General features: G+C 42.7%; 1 protein-coding gene. It reads right to left on the bottom strand.

Features of this window, described 5'->3' with window-relative positions:
- Positions 1–295: 295 nt before the first annotated feature.
- Positions 296–998, bottom strand: a 703-nt coding sequence (locus tag IEU81_RS10920; protein WP_231957245.1) for a hypothetical protein, incomplete at its 5' end; no start/stop codon positions are given.

A 998-nucleotide genomic window follows, 5' to 3' on the forward strand; every position in this document is an offset into this window, starting at 1 on the left:
ATGAAGACTTTAATTCCCTTTGACTCAGTGGCCTTTATACCAGCATGATACTACTGGAATTTAGGTAACAAGCTGTTAGGACAATTTCACTTAAGGATGTTACACCATCTAAAATACAGTAGAGAACTCAAGAAGAAAGAGTGCCTTCAATTTGAGATTGCCCTATTCTAAAACAGCAGTTGAAGCCTTTGGATAGAATGGTTTGACATGATAGATGAAAAGACATGTAGAGCATGGAATTTTCAGAACCATCAAAGACCATAACTGTGGAGTCCCTCAGAATTCACTTGACTCTTCACCACAGTGGCATAGTAGTCTTTTCACTGTTCTCAGAGCCAATGGGATTAGGGATGTCAGAGAATGATGGGGCATCAGTGTATTGTGTGCCTAGTGGAACGTAATACCAGGCACCAGATGGATAGGCATCCAGCTGGTAGAATTGTCTGAAAAGCTCAGGGTAGAAGTAGGCCAGTTCCTGATTCACTCCTATCATAGGTTCTTTCTGTTGGGCATGGATTCCCTCTTTCATACTGTGAAGTCGTTCCTCAGCACTATTGGGAACAATTTCCAGCTGGGGTACTTTGTATTTTTTCAGTCTGAGAAGCTGTTCCAGATAACCCAGGTAACGCTCAGAGGGCACATCTTCCTTTTGAATGTGCTTCTGCTCAACACTATTGGGAACAATTTCCTCACTTGACGAAATGCTTTCAGCTTCCATTTGCTTAATATCTTCCATGGCTTGATCCTCAGTTGATTCACTCCCAATATCCTTGCTCAGTTCATTGACCTTCTCCTTTCCAAACACTTCTGGAAAAGGTGCCACAAAAAACCTGAGTAAATTTTCATTGAGGACTTCTTGAGGGAGTCCTTGGTGCTTGATAGGATGTTTAGGCCTGGCAAGAGCAACAGCCACAAGACAGGTAAGGATGAGAAGTTTCATGGTTGTCAAGATCTTGAACCCAAGACTGGGAAGAAGCAGCAAGCTGGGTTGATGATCA

The sequence above is a fragment of the Jeotgalicoccus aerolatus genome, assembly GCF_014635205.1.
In the GTDB taxonomy this organism is placed as follows: domain Bacteria; phylum Bacillota; class Bacilli; order Staphylococcales; family Salinicoccaceae; genus Jeotgalicoccus; species Jeotgalicoccus aerolatus.